The following is a 7,317-nucleotide window of genomic DNA, read 5'->3' on the forward strand; positions in this document are numbered from 1 at the left end:
ATTTCCCATTCTTCTTCTGATACAATTCAGAATAAAACATGGCGTACAGTAGAGCTTGGCGTTGATATAAACGGGATAAAAGATACGGATACAGGCGATTACCTCAGCCCTGACGGGCCTGCTGATCTTGCACTTGTTCAGCACATTATGACAAAACAGTACAAAGTCAGCGGAAATGATACGACATTTTTCGTTCAGCCCAGGGATACGGTAAAATTTAAAATTTTTATAAAAAATGTCGGGCATAAAAATGTTTCTGTTTCAACTGTAACAAATTACCTTCCGGCTTTTGCTAAAGTTATTTCAAGTGAACCGTTGGTTTCGAATACTCAAGGTGATGCCGTAAAATGGAACATCGGTTTTATGGCTGTTGGAAGCAGCAAAAAAATTGAATTTACATGCCTTGTTGATACCCTTAAATTATCCGGACCTGCTGTTTATAAAGATATCGCTGTGCTTGCCTCTATCCAGGATACCATATATACCAACAACAGAGACAGTAGTTATATTACATATTTGCCTTTACAGGGCGGTGACCTTGCTGTTACTAAAAATGCTGTAAGTGATTCTATGGCTATTACAGGCACAGACACACTGAACCTGTCAGGCCCCGGCAAAACAATTGTATATACTGTCAAGGTTGTAAATAAGGGCCAGCTTGATTGTGAAGATATTAAATTTACTGACACAATCCCTGACAGGTTAACTTTAAAAACATTTACCGGAGCATCTTTTACTTATTCGGGAGATACCCTGAAGTGGAATCTGTCTAAACTGGGGCCCAATGGCGCTTCAAAAGAGTTTACCTATAAATGCATTGTTGATTCTTTAATGCCCCCATGGGATATAATGCAGGTAAATACGGTATGGGCTTATTCAATTTCTGATACATTGCCGAATAACAATTCCGCAAAGGATTCTGTTTTATGTGTGGGCCCTGCAGTACCGGATCCTGAAATAAAAGCAACTCCTTCTGCTATTGCTCCATTGGACAGTGTTAAAATAGAAGTCATGAGCCCAATTGATGCTGTATGGTGGGATATTACTGTTATGTATGATGACGGATCTCAAAATACAGTATATGCAGACCAGTTTATATCAGCGACAGATTTAAAGGCTCATGTGTGGCGTACTGTTAATCCGGATTTAACAGACACAAGAATGAGGACTACTGCTACAGAAGAAAATATAATCATTACTCTTCATACCCGTGATATGTGGAATGTGGAATATTCGGCATCCGCTTCAGTACTTGTAAAAAGCAGTAATCAGTTTTATCTTGATGAAAATAAATTAATTCCTGATCAAAAGCCTGAACTTGGAATACGTTTCAGGTTGAGTTCCAATAGACGTGCTGAAATAAAAATTTATGATATTTCCGGAGCTTATATTGCGACGGTTTATGATGCCCCTGCTTTCGCAGGATGGAACCATACAGTATGGGATGGGAAAGATTCTGCGGGGAGAAGCGCCGGCAGCGGCCTTTATATAGCAGTTCTGAATTCAGGAAATTACCAAAAAGCACGTAAATTCATCCTTATTCGATGAAATGAGGAGTCTGACTGATGAAAAAATATATTAAAACAGTTTTAATATTTTTCTCTGTGCTTTCAATGTTTTTTATTCCGCAATTAAATGCACAGGATAATATTGGGCTTCCGTTTTTAAAAATCGGGATTGGTGCCCGCCAGGCAAGTATTGGCAGCGCTTTTACTGGTGTGGGAGATGATATTTATACCATGTTCTGGAATCCGGGTGGATTAGGGCATATACGCAGATGGCAGTGGGCGGCATCATACAACAGATGGTTTTCGGATCTTTATCAGGCAGGCTTTGCTTATGCAGGCCAGATTAATTGCCTCGGAAGCAAAAAAACAACCATAGGTTTTTCAGCTACATACCTTGGCATGCCTTCCTGGGATGCTACTGGAGGGAAGGATAGTCCGGTAGAAGCAAGCCATACGACAGTAATGGTAAGTGCAGCGCAGCGCCTTGACTGGCTGACAAAATGGGTCTCTGCAGGTGCTAATCTGAGATATATTTCAAGCAAGTTTGACCAGTACGGCTCAACGGGTTTTTCAGCAGATGCAGGGGTTTTAATAAAAACACCGCGGTTTAAGATTGGTTCCGGGATATTTAAATACGGTGTTTTAAGGGCAGGTGTAAGTGTTCAGCACATTGGAAGTGCTATGACATTTAACACACAAGGTGCAGACCTTCCGAGAACCATAAGATCAGGTATGTCGTTTTTAATGGGAAGTTACAGAAAGATAAGTCTGCTTTTTGCAGGAGAATTTGTTAAAGTTCAGGGCAGGGACAATGTTTATTCTGCAGGAGCTGAATTCTGGTGGAAGAATATTGCTGCAGTCAGAGCCGGATACCTGATTAACGGCAAAGACCTCGGAAGCATGACTTTTGGGTTCGGACTTAGATGGGACGATGTATTCAGATCTATACTCGGATTAAAAAGCAAGTATGGAGATGCAATTTCCATTGATATTGCGAATGCAGGTTTTGGAGATGTTTTAAATCAGACTTACAGAGGATCTGTTTCACATTATCCCGTGGCACCGGAACCATTTGGAATGGAGCAGCCGGTTGTTGAGTCATCAATTAATGTTAAACAGGCATCACCGGTTTATTTAACATGGGACAAAGCTTTTGATCCTGATATATTTGATGATGTCAATTATTATATTTTTATAGATAAAGACAAGGCGAAAATAGAGAGAGCCGTATCTTCCATAAGCAGAAATATGAATGGATTTCTTGCTTCCTCATTGAAAGATTCTTTATTTATATGTGAGCCTGTAAGCTATGAATCTTTCAGGTGCAACATTCACGAAGGCGGAGTGTACTATTGGTGTGTTGCAGCTTATGACAGAGCATATCATGTGCGCCTTGCAAGAAGAGGCATTCACAGGGTAATACAATTTGTTGTTGCAACCCATGATCTTGCAATAGACAATTTGGCTTTTACTCCCTCAGAATGGATTGATACTACGCCGTTACAGGGGAAAATATCTTTCAGAGTGTTAAACAGCGGCTCTGCAGCATCATCAATGTACAGGATTTTTGTAACAGACAAGAGCATCGGCACAGGAACGTTACAGGATACAATTTTTGTAAAGGATCTTCCCTGCCTGGCTTCGGAAAGGGATACAGTAATTACTTTTACATGGAATACTTATGTTCAGGGAAAACACAGAATTACTGCATCAATAGATCTATCTTCTGATGAGCTTGAGCTTGAGAAGGATAATAATAGCACAGAAGAAGTATTTATATCAATACCTAAAGGCACGTTAACAGCGGAAGATACAGTTGAGGTTATGGCCACAGGTTATGAAACAACAGAGATACCCGTAGTGCCTGAGGTTTATTTTAAACCGTTTTCTGACAAAGTTGATTCCTGTTATTTCAGCCCTGATACAACAACAGTACCTGTTCTTACAATACTTTCGGGCAGGCTTAAAAAATATTCTGAAATAACAGCAGTACTTGCAGGGCATATTGATGCTTTAACCGGAGAAAAAGACCCCGGCCTGGCGGATAAACGTGCTGAAGCAGTCAGGTCACAATTGATTTTAATGGGAGTTAATCCTTCCCAGATTCGTATATCGAAAAATCACAGGGATAAAGTTCTTGGAAGACGCCGTATGCCTGCTGATAAACAAGACGCTATATGGATTATGGAGCAGTACAGAAAAGTTTCATTCAGTGTTCCTCAAAAAGATGAATACGCTTTGTTCGGGCCAATTACTGTTGCAGTAGATACTACCATTAGACAATCCATCCCGTTTGATATAAGAGTACTTTCTCCCGGAGGGTTGAGTACATGGAGGATTAACGGGGCAAAAAGCCTGCTCACTTTGCACAGCAAGCGGTGTGTCAAGAATGATTCAATAAGCGGCATAATTCAGTGGGACGGATCCAGTCACAGCGGTTCTCTGGTTCCAAGAGACAAGTGGATTGAGTATAGTCTTATTCTTACAGATTCTTTAGACCGTGTATTCAGAACACATGTTGATTCTATTTATTTAAAAGAGAAACAGACAATCCGAAGACGAGAGATATTCGGAGCGGCAAAATTTGCAAAGACTGAGCCGGTATATAAATTCTATTGGGACAGGCTTATGGAGATAGGCAAAGAGCTTGTTGAGAACAGCAGTATGCGTGTCAGGTTTGAAGGGCATGCATGTGCTGTAGGGCCGGAAAATGTCAACCAGAAGCTGTCACTAAACAGAGCTCTGCGGTTTACCGAAGCATTTAAGGTCAGGTTAAAAAAATACTATCCGGGCAGTTATTCAAGTGTTGTCAGCAGAATTGATAAACCTGTCGGATTTGGCGAATCGGAACCGCTTAAAGTAAAACTAAAAAATAAAGGACTGGTTGTACTGGGCAATAATTATTCTCCGACTGGAAGATATCTGAACAGGAGAATTATGGTTCTGCTTTACATAGAGCACTAATTGAATAAATTATGGACATGGCATAAAATATGCAATAGAAAAGCTGTATTCTATACTGTGTTGATATATGATGAGGATTGGAATGAGAAGAGTTGCAGTTGTTATTTTAATGCTTTGTATGATCCCGCAGCTTTTAAAAGCTGATATAATTGTAACAAAAGATAATAACAGATATACTGGCAAGGTTGTGAAAATTTTACCAAAGGATTTTGCCGTTAAACTTAATGACGGGACAGTAATTATTATTCCCAAAAATAAAGTTTCCCAAATTATAAGAAATAATATTGTTTTAGACCTTGACCATGGAATAAGGTATTTTGTTGAAAAAAGACGGCCGTTTTTACCATTTCTGATTCTTGGGACTGCAACAGGTATATATTCATTCAAAAAATTTAAAGATTATAAAGATCATAAAAAACAGGCGGATGATCTTGCAGCACAGGCTGGCATGCAGGAAGGATATCAAAATTTAAATGATCAGTCAAAACGTGATCTTGCTTATGGGATAGTATCTGCGATTTTTAGTGTGGGGTCTTATTATATATCTCTAAAACCCATGGAAGTCAAAGTCCCAATGGGGAAAATTAATTTGAGCGCCAGCCCTCGAGGCATCAACCTGGCGCTGCACTTTTAAAATCTTCAATTTATAATTTCTTCGGAACTTTCTGCGAATATACAGCGTACAAATTGCGTTATATAATTTGGTTTGAAATAATTTAAACCAATTGAAAGGAGTGATGGACTGTGTATTCGTTGTTTTATTGTACCATATTTTCAAAATACAGCAGAAGCTAAACAAATAAATATAGGAGATTAATCATGAAGAAAAAATTAATAAAAAGGCTAACAGCAGCTGGCTTGATTTTTATTGGAGTTGTTGTAGGCATTGTGTTAACTTCACGTCTTGACTGGACACCTAAAAGTTTTGCATCAAATGCTAAAGCAGTAATAACAGGGAATCAGTCCCCTGAAAAGGAAGCTGTTTTCCAAATGCAGAATACAGGGAAGGCTTTTACTTATGTTGCAAAAGAGATTTTACCTACGGTTGTGAGCATCTCTTCGGAAAAGGTAATTAAGCGCTCTGCAGATCAGAGCCAGTTCGGCCCGCTTTTCAGGGATTTTTTCGGAAGGGAGTTTAAGTTTAATGTGCCGAAAACTCAAAAGCTGCGCGGACTGGGCTCAGGAGTTATTGTAAGTAAAGACGGCTATATTTTGACAAATAACCATGTTATTGAGGATGCAGATGATATTACAGTAACTCTTAATGATAAAAGAAGTTATAAAGCAAAGATTGTTGGGCGTGACCCATTGACCGAAGTAGCAGTAATCAAAATAGATGGCAGTAACCTTCCTGCTGCGCGGCTTGGAAATTCAGATGCTATTGAAGTTGGTGAATGGGTTCTTGCAGTTGGTAACCCCCTTGAACTTAACTCTACAATCACTGCAGGCATTATTAGTGCAAAAGGAAGAGATATAAATATTATCAGCAGCAGAACTCCAAGCGAATCAGGCGGTTCTTATGCAATTGAGAATTTTATCCAGACAGATGCTGCAATTAACCCGGGAAACAGCGGCGGAGCTCTTGTCAATCTCAAAAGTGAAGTGATAGGTATAAATACTGCAATAGCAACTAAGACAGGAGGATATCAGGGTTACGGATTTGCAGTACCGATAAATCTCGCCAGAAAGATTATGAATGATTTGATAAAACAGGGGTATGTTACCAGGGCGTACCTTGGTATCGGAATGAGAAATGTTGACGAAGCAGTTGCAGAGCGGTTTAATCTTTCTACACCTAAGGGTGTATATGTTGATCAGGTTGTAGACGGAAGCCCTGCACAAAAGGCAGGACTTAAACCGCTTGATATAATTACAAAACTTGATGGCAAAGAGGTCAGCCAGGGGAATGAAATACAGAGTACTATTGCACTTAAGAATCCGGGAGATACTATAACTCTGACGATTTTACGCGATGGTAAAATTATGAATGTAAAAGTAAAATTGGGAAAGAGAGATACCGGAAAAACAGAGAAAAAGCATGAAAAGAGTGAAGGCCTTCCGGATCTGGGTATTTCTGTACAGACTCTTGATAATGATTTGCGCTCTCAGATAGGGTATTACGATAATGATGAGGGTGTAGTTGTAACAGGAGTAGAGCCTTACAGCACAGCTTTTGATGCAGGTATTGTCAGAGGAGATCTGATAACGAAAATCGAGAGCAGCAAAATCAAGACAGTTAATGACTATAAACGGGCCCTGCGCCAGTATAAAAAAAGAGGTGTGGTTATTTTTTCAATAAAACGTAAGAGTACAGAGTTCCATGCTTTTGTGAAGATGTCAAAGTAGTCTTTTGTAAAGAATAAAAGCGGTATGCAAAGGAGGCTTCTGCTTTAAGGGTAGAGGCCTCTTTTTAGTTAAAAGGGAAAAGTTTAAAGTCTAAAAGTTCCACGAATTAAAAATAGATACGGATTTTTTTCAGTCCAGGTTGTATTTCGCTGTAGAGTTATTTCGATGGATCGCAAGATTTATTCTTTAATATTTTTACACACTTATCTCCTTATGTCTATATTCTTAATCATGCCAGTTTGTCATTGAAAAAAGCACTCTTCGGATAATAAGACATAATGACATATAAAATGCCGTGATGGCAGAGATAGTCGCATAGTAACGTATTTAACAAGTCGACATAAGATAATAGAAAACAAGATGATAAGCCTGTTGGCATAACAATTGCATTATGTGTTATCGAAATTTGAGAAATATGTTTTTGAAAAGTATAATTTTGAGCATTCTTCATATAGTTCAGCATAAGATATATGTGAAGATGAAGAATCAATAACTGTTA

At 39.0% G+C, this 7,317-nt stretch carries 4 protein-coding genes; all 4 read left to right on the forward strand.

Going from position 1 to position 7,317, the window contains the following annotated elements:
• Positions 1 to 1,548: DUF11 domain-containing protein (locus J7K93_02785; protein ID MCD6115916.1), on the forward strand; the 1,548-nt coding region annotated here is incomplete at its 5' end.
• A gap of 17 nt (positions 1,549 to 1,565) precedes the next feature.
• Positions 1,566 to 4,472: a PorV/PorQ family protein gene (locus tag J7K93_02790; protein MCD6115917.1), complete on the forward strand. Its 2,907-nt coding sequence runs from the start codon at positions 1,566 to 1,568 to the stop codon at positions 4,470 to 4,472.
• Between the two features lie 82 nt (positions 4,473 to 4,554).
• The gene (locus tag J7K93_02795) at positions 4,555 to 5,106 is read left to right on the forward strand and encodes a hypothetical protein (GenBank protein ID MCD6115918.1); all 552 of its coding nucleotides are present in this window, start codon (positions 4,555 to 4,557) and stop codon (positions 5,104 to 5,106) included.
• A 185-nt stretch (positions 5,107 to 5,291) separates the two neighbouring features.
• Positions 5,292 to 6,818 (forward strand): Do family serine endopeptidase, encoded by a 1,527-nt coding sequence (locus J7K93_02800; protein MCD6115919.1) that lies wholly within the window; start codon positions 5,292 to 5,294, stop codon positions 6,816 to 6,818.
• Positions 6,819 to 7,317: the final 499 nt, after the last annotated feature.

The sequence above is a fragment of the bacterium genome (genome assembly GCA_021158245.1).
Taxonomy (GTDB): Bacteria; Zhuqueibacterota; QNDG01; order QNDG01; family QNDG01; genus QNDG01.

Excerpts from the sequence above, each read along its gene's own strand:
- J7K93_02795 (MCD6115918.1), top strand. The coding sequence starts at position 4,555 with ATGAGAAGAGTTGCAGTTGTTATTTTAATGCTTTGTATGATCCCGCAG.
- J7K93_02790 (MCD6115917.1), top strand. The coding sequence starts at position 1,566 with ATGAAAAAATATATTAAAACAGTTTTAATATTTTTCTCTGTGCTTTCA.
- J7K93_02800 (MCD6115919.1), top strand. The coding sequence starts at position 5,292 with ATGAAGAAAAAATTAATAAAAAGGCTAACAGCAGCTGGCTTGATTTTT.